We start from the raw sequence: 13,446 nt of genomic DNA, 5'->3' as shown, positions 1-13,446 counted from the left end.
ATTCTCCCAACCCTTGCGGACCGTCGGTGGCCCCGAAGATCCCCTTGCTGTCAACCTAACGGTTCGCACCAGGAAGAATGCGGGGATGAGTTCCCACCAGAACCTGATACCCGAGCCGCCGGCCACCCGGCTGCCCCCGCAGATCGACGCCGAAGCTGCCCGCGCCTCGACCGACGACCCGGCGCAGGTTGCGGCCCATTTCCCCACCTACAGCGCGGCATGGGCCGACCTTGCCGACATCGCTTACGCCGACGGGCGGATCGTCGACTCCTACGCCTACGCGCGGGTCGGCTATCACCGCGGCCTCGATTCGCTGCGTCGAGCAGGGTGGAAGGGCTTCGGGCCGGTGCCGTGGAGCCATGAGCCCAATCGTGGGTTCCTGCGTTGCCTGCACGATCTCGCCCGCGCCGCCGGGGAGATCGGGGAACTCGACGAGGCCGAGCGGTGCGCGGAGTTCCTGCGGGAGTCCGATCCCGAGGCGGCCCGCGTTCTCGGCGGCTAGCGAGGTCGGGTCAGGAGACCCGCATGCTCGCCGTCGACCAACCGCTGTTCACCCCGTCGCGTACGGCGACCGGGGCGGCCACGCTGTCCTTGGCCCCGGTCGTGGTCGACCGGAAGACCCAGGTCCGGTTGTGGTTGCCGCCGTAGTCGTAAAACGCGACCACGTCGCCCCGACCGTCGCCGTCGACGTCACCGGAGAACGGCATCACCCGGCCGGCATCCCATCCGATGTTGGCCCACACGCGCTGGCCGCCGCTCCATGACGGGCGGCCACCGACACCGGCCGTCGACCGCCACACCCACAGCCGCTCCTGGCCGGCGGTCCAGCCGACGAATGCGGCGATGTCGCTGCGGGAGTCGCCGTCGATGTTGACATTCATCGGCTGCACCGAGCTCGACGACCAACCCGGGTTGATGCCCTGCCGGGTCATGACGGGACCGGCGACACCCAGGCCTGCGCCGCCGCGGGTGGACCGCCAGACCCAGGCCCGGAGGAAACCGTTGCCGCGGTCGTAGAAGAGGCCGACGTCTGCCTTGTTGTCGCTGTTCTCATCGCCCGCGAAAGCCCGGATGCGCGAGATGCTCCACCCGTTGGCCGCCCACAGCCGCACGCCGCCGGCCACGGTGGGCTTGCCACCCGTCCTGCCGGTCGAGCGCCATCCCCACAGCTCGAGCCGGTTTGCCGAGCTCCCGACGTAGGCCGCGACGTCGGCCTTGTGGTCGCCGTTGAGGTCGCCGATGAGAAGTCTCGTCGTGCCGGTCGACCAACCCGCGTTGTGGCCTTCGCGCAGCTTGACCGGTGCGGCCACCCGCATGACGCCGCCTGAACTCGTCGATCGCCAGGCGTAGAAGGTCATCCAGCCGTTTCCGTCGTCGTAGGACGCGACGACGTCGGCCTTGTGGTCGCCGTTGAGGTCGCCCGCACCGGCCCGCAGCCGCGAGGCATCGAGGCCGGTCCCGGACCACACCCTGACCTTGGTGCCGACGCCGGGCGAGCCGGCGTGGCTGACGGACCGCCACATCCACAGCTCGAGGGTGTTGCGTCGCGGTGAGACGAAGACGGCGAGGTCGGAGCGCCCGTCACCGTCGAAGTCGCCGGAGGCGCGGGCCGACGTCGACTGGGCGCGGACGCGGGGTGCCGGCGGCTTCGGCTTCGGCGGCGCACTTGCCGTGCCGCCGCCGGGCCGGGTCGCGGCGTAATAGTCGCTGTAGGAGTGGTGATAGCCGACCGGAACGCCGGTCTGCTGCGCGTCGAGGAGTTCGATCTGCCCGTCGGAGTAGTGGCCGGCGTAGAGGGCCACGTGGTGGATCGAGCCGGCGCTGCCGCCGTAGAAGAGCAGGTCGCCGGGCTGCAACTGGCTCCGGCTGACCGCGTGGCTGCGGGTCACGGCGTACTGCTGGGCCGAACTGTGCGGCAGGCTGATCCCGGCGTGTTGGTAGGCCCGCATGGTCAACCCGGAGCAGTCGTACGACGGGCCGGCGCCGCCCCATTGATAGGAGTGGCCGATCTGGGTCTTCGCCCAGGAGAGGGCGGGGCCACCGGCGCTGCCGGCGGATGCCGGAGCGGCGGCCACGACCGCGAGGCCGAAGACGACGGCGATCGCGGCGACGATGGCGATGAGGGCGCGGCGGGCATGTCCGTGGAGGAACAGCACGAGAGGGGCCGCTCCTCACTCGCGGCTAACACCCCCATGCCCGGATGAATTCTGGCCGCGACGCGTGTCGTGCATGGAATTGATCTGCTCGTTGCTGTATACCCACCCTCCCCCGGTTTATCGCTGGGCGTACGGACAATTACTCTAAGTAGTGCAGACGGCGTAATCCCGGTCGTGGCGGTCGGCTACCCTCTCAGCGGCACGTGGCGCCACCCCGACAGGAGAACTGGTAATGCCCGCAGTCGTAATCATCGGTGCGCAATGGGGCGACGAGGGCAAGGGCAAAGTCACCGACGCCCTCGGCGGTCGCGCCGACTACGTCGTCCGCTACCAAGGCGGAAACAACGCCGGACATACCGTCGTCACGCCTGACGGCGAGCAGTTCGCGCTCCGCCTGATCCCGTCGGGAATCCTGACGCCGGACTGCACCACCGTGATCGGCAACGGCGTCGTCATCGATCCCGCCGCGCTGCTCGAGGAGCTCGCCGAGCTGGAAGCCCGGCACATCGACACGTCGTCGCTCGTCATCTCCGCCAACGCCCACCTCGTCATGCCGCACCACCGGGCGCTCGACCGGGTCACGGAGCGTTATCTCGGCAACGCGAAGATCGGGACGACCGGCCGCGGGATCGGTCCGGCGTACGGCGACAAGCTCGCCCGGATCGGGATCCGGATGCAGGACCTGCTCGACCCGAAGATCTTCCGCGACAAGCTCGAGGTCGCGCTGCGGGAAAAGAACCAGGTACTGGTGAAGGTCTACAACCGCAAGGCGATCGACCTCGACACGGTGTGCGACGAATACCTCGGCTACGCCGACCGGCTCGCGCCGCGGATCGTCGACACCAGCCTGCTGATCAACCGCGCGCTCGACCAGGACAAGCTCGTCGTCTTCGAGGGCTCGCAGGCGACCATGCTCGACGTCGACCACGGGACCTATCCGTTCGTCACGTCCTCCAACCCGACGGCCGGCGGCGTCGGCACCGGGATGGGCATCGGGCCCAACCGGATCGATCGCATCATCGGGATCCTGAAGGCCTACACCACGCGGGTCGGCTCCGGTCCGTTCCCGACGGAGCTGCACGACCAGTTCGGCGAGTTCCTCCGCAAGACCGGCGGCGAGGTCGGTGTGAACACCGGCCGGCAGCGACGGTGTGGCTGGTTCGACTCGGTGATCGCGCGTTACGCGGCCCGGATCAACGGCATCACCGATTTCGTGCTCACCAAACTCGACGTACTGACCAGCCTCGAGCGGGTGCCGATCTGCGTGGCCTACGAGGTCGACGGGAAGCGGTACGACGAGATGCCGATGACCCAGACCGACTTCCACCACGCCAAGCCGATCTATGAATACCTGGACGGCTGGTGGGAGGACATCTCGACGGTCCGTTCGATCGACGACCTGCCCGCGAATGCCCGCGCCTACATCCGCCGGGTCGAGGAGTGCTCCGGCGCGCGGATCAGCGCGATCGGAGTCGGCCAGGGCCGCGACCAGACCATCCGGGTGCACGACCTGGTCTGACCCGATGGCCCGCAGAGCCGCTAGGTTGGGGCCAATGAGGGATGTCCGGTGAAGGTGCTCGTCGTCGGCTCGGGTGCGCGTGAACATGCGTTGTGCCTGGCTCTGCAGGCGGATCCGGCGGTCGAGGCGATCGTGTGCGCCCCGGGCAACGCCGGCACCGCCGTCCTCGCCGAGACCCGCCCCCTTGACGTCGCCGACCCGAAGGCGATCGCGGCCCTGGCCGAAGAGGTCGGCGCCGACCTGGTCGTCATCGGGCCCGAGGTGCCCCTGGTGGCCGGCGCCGCCGATGCGGTCCGGGCGGTCGGGATCGACTGCTTCGGCCCGTCCGCGGCGGCGGCCCGGATCGAGGGGTCAAAGGCGTTCGCCAAGGAGGTCATGGCGGCGGCCGGAGTCCCGACGGCCGCGGCGCACACCCCGCAGACCGCCGACGACGCGGCCCGGGCCCTCGACGAGTTCGGGCCGCCGTACGTCGTGAAGGAGGACGGGCTGGCCGCCGGCAAGGGCGTGGTCGTGACCGACGACCGGGACACCGCTCTCGCGCACGCGGCCGACTGCGGGGCGGTGGTGATCGAGGAGTTCCTCGCCGGCCCGGAGGTCTCCCTGTTCTGCGTGTGTGACGGCGTGACGGTGCGCCCGCTGTTGCCGGCGCAGGACTTCAAGCGGCTCGGCGACGACGACGCCGGACCCAACACCGGCGGGATGGGCGCCTACAGCCCGCTTTCCTGGCTGCCGCCGGGCTTCGTCGACGACGTCGTCGCCCGCATCGTCACGCCCACCGTCGACGAACTCGCCCGCCGCGGGTGCCCGTTCCAGGGCCTGCTCTACGTCGGTCTCGCCGTGACCGCGGACGGGCCGAAGGTGGTCGAGTTCAACGCCCGGTTCGGCGACCCGGAGACCCAGGTCGTCCTCGCGCTGCTCGCCACCCCGCTGGGTGGCCTGCTCGCGGCGGCCGCGACCGGACGGCTCGCCGAGCACCCGCAGCTGGCCTGGCGGGACGCCGCGGCGGTGACCGTCGTCCTCGCGGCGGCCGGCTATCCGGGCGCGGTACGTCGGGGCGATCCGATCGACGGCGCCGACCGGCCGGGCGTGCTGCACGCCGGGACCGCCCGCCGGGCCGACGGGGTCGTGGTGACGGCCGGGGGCCGGGTGCTCTCGGTGACGGCCACCGCCGCGACGCTGCCGGCCGCCCGGGCCCAGGCCTACGCCGCGGTCGGGAGCGTGACCTTCGCCGGGGCGCAGTACCGCCGCGATATCGCCGCCGCGGCGGTCCGCGAGGAGATCACCACCCACCCGTAGCCCCCCACCGACCATGATCGTCAAAGTGGTGGACAGCGACCGTTCAGCCGGGGACAGTTACTAGTCGTAGGCGAAAGCACACCGTCGGTGACTCTCTGAGCCTCGGTCGGGTCGGCGCCGCAACCTCCAGGGCGGCGCCACCGGACCGTCGCGGACGGAACGGGGGGACCGGCAGAGCATGTGGCGTGTGGCTGCCGGTGCCGCGACACAGCGGACTCGGACAGGTCACCGACGGTGTGCTTGTCGCCGCACCGAGAAGGAGTCGACATGGTTGCTCAACCGGCACCACGGATGCAGGCCTCGGCCGGAGACACGTGGAAGGCCGGCGCAGTCATGTTCGCCGGCGTCATCATGATCATCGCCGGAGTCTTCGAGGCGCTCGCCGGGATCGCGGCGGTCGTCCGGAGAGCGTTCTACGTCTCCGCACCGCACAACCTCTTCCGGTTCGACGTTCTCACCTGGGGATGGGTCCACCTCGTCCTCGGTGTGTTGGTGGCCCTGGCCGGGATGTCAGTGCTCGCCGGAACGTCGTGGGGCCGGGTCGTCGGAATCGTGCTGGCCGGAGCCAGCGCGATCGCCAACTTCCTCTTCATCCCGTACTACCCCATCTGGACACTGCTGATCATCGCGCTCGACGTCTTCGTGATCTTCGCCCTGGCGACGTACCGCTACAGCCCCCCCGCTGTCGACGGCTGATCGTCCGGCGCAGAAGGAATCCTGTCCCTAGACTCATCGTCCATGCAGACGCGAACGCTGGGTACGACGGGACGCACGGTCGGCGTCGTCGGTCTGGGCGCGTGGCAGATCGGCGCCGACTGGGGCAAGGTCGACGACGCGGAAGCCCTGCGCACACTGCATTCGGCGGTCGACGCCGGCGTGACGTTCATCGACACCGCTGACGTCTACGGCGACGGTCGCAGTGAGCGGCTGGTCGGTCAGCTGCTGCGCGAGCGGCCCGATTCCGGGGTGACGGTGGCGACCAAGATGGGTCGCCGGGCGGACCCGTTCGTGCCCGAGGCGTTCACCGCGGAGAACTTCCGGAGCTGGAACGACCGCAGCCGGGCGAATCTCGGCGTCGACACACTCGACCTGGTCCAGCTGCACTGTCCGCCCACGCCGGTGTATGCGCAGGACGAGACCTACGACGCCCTCGATGCACTGGTCGCCGGGGGCCGCATCGCGGCGTACGGCGTGAGCGTCGAGACGTGCGCGGAGGCACTGACCGCCATCGCCCGGCCCGGCGTTGCCACCGTGCAGATCATCCTCAATGCGTTCCGGCAGAAGCCGTTGGATCAGGTCCTTCCTGCCGCCCGCGCGGCCGGCGTCGGCATCATCGCGCGGGTGCCCCTCGCGAGCGGGTTGCTCACCGGCCGGTACGACGAGAGCACGACCTTCGGCGCCGACGACCATCGCAACTACAACCGGCGGGGCGAGGCGTTCGACGTCGGGGAGACGTTTTCGGGGGTGCCCTACGACGTGGGCGTGAAGGCGGCGCGGGAGATCGCCGGCCTGATTCCTCCTCCCACGACCACGGCCCAGGCCGCCCTGCGCTGGGTGATCGATCAGGACGGGGTCTCGGTGGTGATCCCCGGCGCGCGCTCGCCCGAGCAGGCGCGGAGCAATGCTGAAGCGGCCGACGTACCGGCGCTGAGTGGGTCGGTTCAGGACGGAATTAGTGGCATATACAACGAGCAAATCAGGCCGCTGGTTCACCACAGATGGTGATTCCTGGGGTGGGCGGGGCAGTTGAGCCAACCGGGGTGTGTGCGCCGGTTTGTCAGGTAGATTAGTTGTCTGTCGTAAGTACCCGCCGCAGCCGCGCCGAAATGCGCGGCAACGGCGAGACGGGGGAGGAACATCGATGTCGATGTCTGGACGCGGTACGACGCTCCGATTGACCACCATCTTCGCCGCCGCAGCCGCTGTCGCGGTCGTGGCGGCGGGCTGCACCGGACCGACGTCAAGTTCGGCGTCGGGCTCCAACGGCGGGGGCAACGGAGGCGCCGCTGCGCCCAAGCCCTCGCCCACTGCACCGGCCGCAGTGGTGACCACCAAGCCGGGTAACGGGACGACCGGCGTCAGCCCGCAGGCGAAGGTCGGGCTGAGTGTCGCGCACGGCACGCTGCGCAGCGTCCAGCTGACCAATCCCTCCGGCGCATTGGTCAAGGGGAGCCCGTCCGCGGACCGACGTACCTGGACCAGCACGGAGGTGCTCGGCTACGGCAAGACCTACACCTGGTCGGGCAGTGTCGTCGGTGCCGGCGGAAAGGTCAGCACAGTCTCCGGCAGGTTCACGACGGTCACCCCGAAGACGATCCTGCACGCCGAGGTCAACATCGGCGACCACGAGTCGGTAGGTATTGCCGCACCGATCATCGTGACCTTCGACGGCCACGTAACGAATCGCGCCGCCGCCGAGCGCGCGTTGTCGATCCATACCTCGGTGCCCACCGAAGGCGGCTGGGCGTGGGAGCCCGACCAGGACGGCCAGTCGACCGTGCACTGGCGTCCGCACCACTACTGGAAGCCCGACACCAAGGTGAGCGTCGCCGCCAACCTCTACGGCGTCGACTACGGCAACGGCGTCTACGGCAAGGCCGACTTCACCTCGAACTTCCAGATCGGCAGATCGCAGATCACCAAGGCCGACGTCAACAGCCACCGCCTGATCGTGCTGCGCAACGGCAAGCAGGTCTTCAACTTCCCGGCGAGCTACGGCCTGGGCTCCGACCCCAACCGCAACACCCGCAACGGCATCCACATCAACATGGAGAAGTACCGCGTGAAGTACATGTCCAACCCGGCCTACGGCTACGTCGACGTGCCGGAGAACTGGGCGGTGCGGATCTCCAACAACGGCGAGTTCATCCACGAGAACCCCGCGACGGTCGGGATCCAGGGCTCGGAGAACATCACCCACGGCTGCGTCAACCTCTCCGAGGCCAGCGCGCACGCCTACTACGACTCGTCGCTCTACGGCGACCCGGTCGAGGTCACCAACAGCCCGATCGAGTTGTCGGCCGCAGACGGTGACGTCTACGACTGGACCGTGCCGTGGTCGAAGTGGCAGTCGATGAGCGCCCTGCACTGACCGACTGAGAGAATGCAGGCAGGTCCCCGGCACCCGAGCGAGGTCATGTCGCAGTCTCCGCTGATCCCCGACGTACTGGCGGCGCGCTATGCGTCCGCCGAGTTGGTTTCGCTGTGGTCGGCGGAGTCCAAGGTGGTGCTCGAACGCCGGCTCTGGCTGGCCGTCCTGCGGGCCCAGCGTGATCTCGGGGTCGACATACCGCCGGCCGCTCTCGACGACTACGAGCGGGTCGTCGACAAGGTCGACCTCGCGTCGATCGCCGCCCGGGAGCGGGTGACCCGGCACGACGTCAAGGCCCGGATCGAGGAGTTCGACGAGCTCGCCGGGCACCAGCAGGCCCACAAGGGCATGACCAGCCGCGACCTCACCGAGAACGTCGAACAGCTGCAGATACGCCGCTCGCTCGAGCACGTGCGGGACCGCACGCTCGCCGTACTCGCCCGGCTCGCCCGGCTCGCCGGCGAGCACTCCGCGCTGGTCATGGCCGGCCGCACGCACAACGTCGCGGCGCAGGCGACGACGATGGGTAAGCGGTTCGCCAGTGCCGCCGACGAATTGTTGGCGGCCTACCGGCGGACCGAGGACCTGCTGGCGCGCTACCCGCTGCGCGGCATCAAGGGACCCGTCGGCACCGGCCAGGACATGCTCGACCTGCTCGGCGACGACCCGGAGCGCCTGCACCAGCTCGAGGACCGGGTCGCGGCCCATCTCGGCTTCGACGCGACGCTGACGAGCGTCGGGCAGATCTACCCCCGGTCGCTGGACTACGACGTGCTGACCGCGCTGGTGCAGCTCGCCGCCGCGCCGGCGTCGCTCGCGACCACGATCCGGCTGATGGCGGGCAACGAGCTCGTCACCGAGGGATTCCAGGCCGGGCAGGTCGGCTCGTCGGCCATGCCGCACAAGATGAACACGCGGTCCTGCGAGCGGGTCAACGGCCTCGCCGTCGTCCTGCGGGGTTACGCCGGCATGATCGGCGAACTCGCCGGGGGGCAGTGGAACGAGGGCGACGTCTCCGACTCGGTGGTGCGCCGGGTCGCCCTACCCGACGCATTCTTCGCGATCGACGGGTTGCTCGAAACGTTTCTCACCGTGCTCGACGAGTTCGGGGTGTTTCCCGCCGTGGTCGCCCGCGAGCTCGACCGCTACCTGCCGTTCCTCGCCACCACCAAGGTGCTGATGGCGGCAGTTCGCGGCGGAGTGGGGCGGGAGACCGCGCACGAGCTGATCGGGAGGCACGCGGTCGCGGTCGCCCTGGCGATGCGGGAGAGCGGCGCGGAACGCAACGACCTGCTCGACCGGCTCGCCGCCGATCCGGCGTTGCCGCTGGACCGGGCTGCTCTGGACGGCCTGCTGGGCGACCCACTGTCGTTCACCGGCGCGGCGCAGGCGCAGGTCGCCGCCGTCATCGCCGCGGTGGAGCCGATCGTCGCCGGTCGGCCGGAGGCCGCGGCGTACCGACCTGAGCCGATTCTCTAGCACGCTGCGTAACCGCCGGCGTGACATTCACGGCCGAACCCGTCTAGGGTCGCTGACCGGCCGGACTGGTGAGCTGATCTGGAGGTAAGTGGATGCGACTCGCATTCAGCACGTTGGCATTTCCGTCCCACCCGCTCGACGAGGTCGCGCACGCCGGCCGGGACTGGGGTTACGAGGGGATCGAGCTACGGCTGATCGACGGTGAGCTCATCGACCCGGCCACGGTCGACCGGGACCGGGTACGCCGCACGATCAAGGACTCCGGCCTGGCGGTGACCGCGCTGGACAGCTCGATCCGGCTGACCCAGGACGGAGCCGAGCAGGAACTGCGGGACTTCCTGGAGCTGGCGAATGCGTGGGAGGCCCCCTCTGTGCGGGTCTTCGGCGGTCCGGTGGGTGACGGCGGTGCCGAGCGCAAGGAAGGGCTCGCCGCGGCGGCCCGGACGTTGGAGGCGACCGCACCGGTCGCCGAGCGGCTCGGTGTGCAGATCGGCTTGGAGACCCACGACGCGTTTTCCGCGTCGCCGCTGGTCGCCGAGGTGCTGGCCATGGTGCCCTCATCGTCGGTCGGCGCGGTGTGGGACAGCCACCACCCGTACCGGATGGGCGAGCAGGCGGCCGAGACGTTCGCCAACCTGGGCGATCGGCTGACGCTGGCCCAGGTGAAGGACGCCCGGCGCAGCGACGATCAGCCCAGCGGCTGGCAGCTCGTGCTGCTCGGCGAGGGTGAGGTCCCGGTGCGCGACATGCTGCGGCTGCTCGCGGCCAGTGACTACGACGACTGGGTGTCGGTGGAGTGGGAGAAGAAGTGGCACCCGGAGATCGAGGAGCCGGAGGTCGCTCTTCCGCAGCACCTCGAGCTGCTCCGCCAGTGGCTCAAGGAAGACCAGGCGGGGTAACGCTTTTGTCGATCGGCCTCACTCGGTGAGGTCGAGCTCGTAGTGGATCAGGAGCTCGCCGTCCTCGGTCTGGCGTTCCCGGCCTGACAGCGTCCAGCCGAGCCGCTCGTAGAGGCTCCGCGCCCTGCGGTTGCTTGCCGGGGTCCACAGCTGCGCGCGCCGGTAACCCTGGCGGGCCGCCCGCTCCACCGCATGCCGGAGGACGCCCTCGCCGTACCGGTGGCCCCACAGATCCGGGCGTACGGCGACCATCGTGACGTGGGCGAGGCCAGGCTCGGGGTTATCGGACGCGCCGTCGTCGGCCCGTCCCTGTACGACCACCGTCATCGCGGCGGGTTGGTCGCCGAGGCGGGCGATGAGCGGGATCGTGCCGGTGTGACCGATCAGCGTGGTCAGCCGGCGGCTGATCACCCGGAGATCGAGCGGGTGGTCGGGGGACGAGGGCGACTCAGACGCGCGGCGGGACGACTCCGCGTCGACCCAGAGCTTCGCGAGGTCATCGACGCTCGACGGCCCGGCGAGACGCATCAGCAGGTCCGGCCGGCGTTGCTCGGCCGTGGGGCGCAGGTTGTCTGCGTTCATGTCCGACACCATGCCAGCAGTGTCCTCGCAGATGGCCGGTCTGGCAGCCATGTCAGACTCACTTCGTGACCGAGGGATCTGGGGCACTCACGCGGGTCGCGGCCGGCAAGGTCCGCGACATCTACGCCATCGACGACGAGCACCTGCTGCTGGTGGCCAGCGACCGTATCTCGGCGTACGACTGGGTGCTACCGACGCCGATCCCGGACAAGGGCCGAATCCTCACTGCGCTGTCCGCCTGGTGGTTCGACCAGCTGGCCGACCTGGTCCCGCACCACCTCGTCTCGCTCGACGACCCGCGGATCCCGGCCGAGGCGGCCGGCCGGGCCATGCTGGTCCGCCGCCTGCAGATGGTGTCGGTCGAGTGCGTGGCGCGGGGCTTCCTGACCGGCTCGGGCCTGCTCGACTACGACCGTACGGGCGAGGTGTGCGGCATCGCCCTTCCGGCCGGGCTCGTCGACGGTTCGCGGCTGCCCGAGCCGATCTTCACGCCGACCAGCAAGGCGCCCCTGGGCGAGCACGACACCGCGATGACCTACGACGCGGTCGTCGCATCGGTCGGCGGCCCGGCCGCCGCCGAACTGCGCGAGCGCACCCTGGCCATCTATGCCCGCGGCGAGCAGGTCGCCCGCGACCGGGGCATCGTGCTGGCCGACACCAAGCTGGAGTTCGGGCGCGACCCGGCCGGTCGGCTGGTCCTCGCCGACGAGGTGCTCACCCCCGACTCGTCCCGCTTCTGGCCGGCGCAGACCTGGCAACCCGGCCGCGCGCAGCCGTCGTACGACAAGCAATACGTCCGCGACTGGCTCGTCTCGCCGGCGTCCGGCTGGGACCGTGGCTCGGGCCAGCCGCCACCGCCGCTGCCGGACGACGTGGTCGCCGCGACCCGGGGCCGCTACGTCGAGGCCTACGAACAACTCACCGGCCGCACCTGGTCCTGACGGCTCCCCGCCCCGCCTCGTCCCGTCGCGTCGACCAAAACGCACTCGGAGTGCGTTTTGGGCGGCCCGTGCGGCGTGTCGTGGACCAAAACGCACTCGAAGTGCGTTTTGGTCGGCCGGATTTCGGCGGCAGGTCCCGGTTTGGTCGGCCGCCGAGGGGGCGTTGGTGGTCGGCTACCCTAGGCGTGCCGATCCCGACTGCCGCAAGGAGCGCACGTGCGCGTCGTCGTCGACGTCATGCTCAAGCCGGAGATCCTCGATCCGCAGGGACAGGCGATCGCCGCGGCCCTGCCCCGGATGGGCTTCACCGGAGTACGGGACGTCCGCGCCGGCAAGCATTTCGAGCTCGAGGTCGACGCCGAGGTCTCCGAACAGACGATCCACCAGATCGCCGACACGCTGCTGGCCAACCCCGTGATCGAAGACTTCACGATCACCACCCAGCCCGCGTCCGATCCTGTCCGGCCGGCATGACCGCCCGGATCGGGGTGGTCACCTTCCCGGGCTCCCTCGACGATCGCGACGCCGCCCGCGCGGTCCGCCTGGCCGGCGCCGAACCGGTCCCGCTCTGGCACGCCGACCCGGTGCTGCCCGAGGTCGACGCGGTCGTGCTGCCCGGCGGCTTCTCCTACGGCGACTACCTGCGGGCCGGAGCGATCGCCCGGTTCGCGCCGGTGATGGAGCGCGTCGTGGCGGCCGCCCGTGACGGCCTGCCGGTACTCGGCATCTGCAACGGCTTCCAGGTGCTGTGCGAGGCCCACCTGCTGCCCGGCGCCCTGCTCCGCAATGCCGGCATGCGCTTCGTCTGCCGCGACCAGCGGCTGCGGGTCGACAACGCCACGACGGCGTGGACCTCGGCGTACGACGAGGCAGCCGAGATCGTCGTACCGATCAAGAACGGCGAGGGTGGCTACGTCGCCGATGCCCACACTCTCGACGCGCTCGAGGCCGAGGGCCGGGTCGTCGTCCGCTACGTCGGCGGCAACCCCAACGGCTCGGCCCGCGACATCGCCGGCGTCTGCAACGAGACCGGCACCGTCGTCGGGCTGATGCCGCACCCCGAGCACGCCACCGAGGTCCTCACCGGGCCGGGTGCCGACGGGCTCGGCTTCTTCACCTCCGTCCTGCATCGGCTGGTGGGTGCGTGATCGACTCGGTCGCACACGCGGCGCAGACACCGGACGACCCGCAGCCCTACGCCGAACTGGGCCTCGCCGCGGCCGAATACGCCCGGATCCGCGACATCCTCGGCCGCCGGCCGACCAGTTCCGAGCTGGCGATGTATTCGGTGATGTGGAGCGAGCACTGCTCCTACAAGTCGAGCAAGGTCCACCTGCGGCAATTCGCCGACAAGGCGCCGCGCGGTCAGCGGATGCTCGTCGGAATGGGGGAGAACGCCGGTGTCGTCGACGTCGGCGACGGGCTCGCGGTCACCTTCAAGATCGAGTCGCACAACCACCCGTCCTACGTCGAGCCCTACCAG

Annotated in this window: 14 protein-coding genes; 12 read left to right on the top strand and 2 right to left on the bottom strand. The window is 70.1% G+C overall.

The window, feature by feature from the left end; translation table 11 throughout:
* Positions 1 to 85: 85 nt before the first annotated feature.
* The gene (locus tag VGH85_05640) at positions 86 to 502 is read left to right on the top strand and encodes a DUF3151 domain-containing protein (GenBank protein ID HEY2173279.1); all 417 of its coding nucleotides are present in this window, start codon (positions 86 to 88) and stop codon (positions 500 to 502) included.
* A gap of 10 nt (positions 503 to 512) precedes the next feature.
* Here VGH85_05640 and VGH85_05635 read toward each other — a convergent pair whose 3' ends face one another.
* The gene (locus tag VGH85_05635; protein ID HEY2173278.1) at positions 513 to 2,156 is read right to left on the bottom strand and encodes an NlpC/P60 family protein; all 1,644 of its coding nucleotides are present in this window, start codon (positions 2,154 to 2,156) and stop codon (positions 513 to 515) included.
* A gap of 232 nt (positions 2,157 to 2,388) precedes the next feature.
* Here VGH85_05635 and VGH85_05630 point away from each other — a divergent pair, with 232 nt between their 5' ends.
* From VGH85_05630 to VGH85_05600, 7 genes are all read left to right on the top strand, one after another.
* Positions 2,389 to 3,675 (top strand): adenylosuccinate synthase, encoded by a 1,287-nt coding sequence (locus tag VGH85_05630; protein HEY2173277.1) that lies wholly within the window; start codon positions 2,389 to 2,391, stop codon positions 3,673 to 3,675.
* A gap of 48 nt (positions 3,676 to 3,723) precedes the next feature.
* On the top strand, positions 3,724 to 4,971 hold the full coding sequence (gene purD, locus VGH85_05625) for a phosphoribosylamine--glycine ligase (protein ID HEY2173276.1): 1,248 nt from the start codon (positions 3,724 to 3,726) through the stop codon (positions 4,969 to 4,971).
* A 267-nt stretch (positions 4,972 to 5,238) separates the two neighbouring features.
* On the top strand, positions 5,239 to 5,667 hold the full coding sequence (locus tag VGH85_05620; GenBank protein ID HEY2173275.1) for a hypothetical protein: 429 nt from the start codon (positions 5,239 to 5,241) through the stop codon (positions 5,665 to 5,667).
* Between the two features lie 42 nt (positions 5,668 to 5,709).
* Positions 5,710 to 6,696: an aldo/keto reductase gene (locus VGH85_05615; protein ID HEY2173274.1), complete on the top strand. Its 987-nt coding sequence runs from the start codon at positions 5,710 to 5,712 to the stop codon at positions 6,694 to 6,696.
* Positions 6,697 to 6,832: 136 nt separating this feature from the next.
* Entirely contained in the window at positions 6,833 to 8,062 is a 1,230-nt protein-coding gene (locus tag VGH85_05610; GenBank protein ID HEY2173273.1) for an Ig-like domain-containing protein, read from the top strand.
* A gap of 45 nt (positions 8,063 to 8,107) precedes the next feature.
* Entirely contained in the window at positions 8,108 to 9,541 is a 1,434-nt protein-coding gene (gene purB, locus VGH85_05605; GenBank protein HEY2173272.1) for an adenylosuccinate lyase, read from the top strand.
* A gap of 92 nt (positions 9,542 to 9,633) precedes the next feature.
* Complete coding sequence (locus VGH85_05600; GenBank protein ID HEY2173271.1) at positions 9,634 to 10,440, top strand: sugar phosphate isomerase/epimerase; 807 nt, start codon at positions 9,634 to 9,636, stop codon at positions 10,438 to 10,440.
* An 18-nt stretch (positions 10,441 to 10,458) separates the two neighbouring features.
* Here VGH85_05600 and VGH85_05595 read toward each other — a convergent pair whose 3' ends face one another.
* Positions 10,459 to 11,022: a GNAT family N-acetyltransferase gene (locus VGH85_05595; GenBank protein HEY2173270.1), complete on the bottom strand. Its 564-nt coding sequence runs from the start codon at positions 11,020 to 11,022 to the stop codon at positions 10,459 to 10,461.
* 65 nt (positions 11,023 to 11,087) lie between these two features.
* Between VGH85_05595 and VGH85_05590 the strand changes: the two genes are divergently transcribed.
* From VGH85_05590 to VGH85_05575, 4 genes are all read left to right on the top strand, one after another.
* Positions 11,088 to 11,963: a phosphoribosylaminoimidazolesuccinocarboxamide synthase gene (locus VGH85_05590; GenBank protein HEY2173269.1), complete on the top strand. Its 876-nt coding sequence runs from the start codon at positions 11,088 to 11,090 to the stop codon at positions 11,961 to 11,963.
* A 216-nt stretch (positions 11,964 to 12,179) separates the two neighbouring features.
* Complete coding sequence (gene purS, locus VGH85_05585; GenBank protein HEY2173268.1) at positions 12,180 to 12,437, top strand: phosphoribosylformylglycinamidine synthase subunit PurS; 258 nt, start codon at positions 12,180 to 12,182, stop codon at positions 12,435 to 12,437.
* Entirely contained in the window at positions 12,434 to 13,111 is a 678-nt protein-coding gene (purQ, locus tag VGH85_05580) for a phosphoribosylformylglycinamidine synthase subunit PurQ (GenBank protein HEY2173267.1), read from the top strand. Before purS ends, purQ begins: the two co-directional genes overlap by 4 nt.
* Positions 13,108 to 13,446, top strand: a 339-nt coding sequence (locus VGH85_05575) for a phosphoribosylformylglycinamidine synthase II (GenBank protein HEY2173266.1), incomplete at its 3' end; no start/stop codon positions are given. The genes purQ and VGH85_05575, both read left to right, overlap by 4 nt.

The organism is Mycobacteriales bacterium (assembly GCA_036497565.1).
GTDB lineage: Bacteria > Actinomycetota > Actinomycetes > Mycobacteriales > QHCD01 > DASXJE01.
This window is presented reverse-complemented; position numbering and strand designations above follow the sequence as displayed.

Coding starts and splice junctions, on each gene's coding strand:
- VGH85_05630 (HEY2173277.1), top strand. CDS start 2,389: ATGCCCGCAGTCGTAATCATCGGTGCGCAATGGGGCGACGAGGGCAAG.
- purQ (HEY2173267.1), top strand. CDS start 12,434: ATGACCGCCCGGATCGGGGTGGTCACCTTCCCGGGCTCCCTCGACGAT.
- VGH85_05600 (HEY2173271.1), top strand. CDS start 9,634: ATGCGACTCGCATTCAGCACGTTGGCATTTCCGTCCCACCCGCTCGAC.
- VGH85_05620 (HEY2173275.1), top strand. CDS start 5,239: ATGGTTGCTCAACCGGCACCACGGATGCAGGCCTCGGCCGGAGACACG.
- VGH85_05615 (HEY2173274.1), top strand. CDS start 5,710: ATGCAGACGCGAACGCTGGGTACGACGGGACGCACGGTCGGCGTCGTC.
- VGH85_05640 (HEY2173279.1), top strand. CDS start 86: ATGAGTTCCCACCAGAACCTGATACCCGAGCCGCCGGCCACCCGGCTG.
- purB (HEY2173272.1), top strand. CDS start 8,108: ATGTCGCAGTCTCCGCTGATCCCCGACGTACTGGCGGCGCGCTATGCG.
- VGH85_05610 (HEY2173273.1), top strand. CDS start 6,833: ATGTCGATGTCTGGACGCGGTACGACGCTCCGATTGACCACCATCTTC.
- VGH85_05595 (HEY2173270.1), bottom strand. CDS start 11,022: ATGAACGCAGACAACCTGCGCCCCACGGCCGAGCAACGCCGGCCGGAC.